Annotated in this window: 1 protein-coding gene; it reads right to left on the minus strand. The window is 29.2% G+C overall.

What is annotated here, in order from left to right; translation table 11 throughout:
- Positions 1–20 precede the first annotated feature (20 nt).
- A partial coding sequence (locus SB679_RS25900) for a DUF5715 family protein (protein WP_410705251.1) occupies positions 21–243 on the minus strand: 223 nt, incomplete at its 5' end.

Here is a 243-nt window from a genome sequence, read left to right on the forward strand (position 1 = left end):
CTATGCAAGTAAGAATTTAACTAATAATTTTTCACCGTAATATGATAACAGCTTTGTTGTTTTTCTTTAATGTAATAAATTCTACCAGCATCCGCATAGTGCTTTAAAACTTTTTCTAATGCCACTTCCATTTTCGGATTGTACTTGAGAATATTATTGAATCTTACATAAGAAATATCAAAGGAGTTGCCATAATTATGAGAACTTATTCCTAGTGAGGCGTTAGAATTTACTTTTCTTAGT

Source organism: Chryseobacterium sp. SIMBA_029, assembly GCF_046535275.1.
Classification (GTDB): domain Bacteria; phylum Bacteroidota; class Bacteroidia; order Flavobacteriales; family Weeksellaceae; genus Chryseobacterium.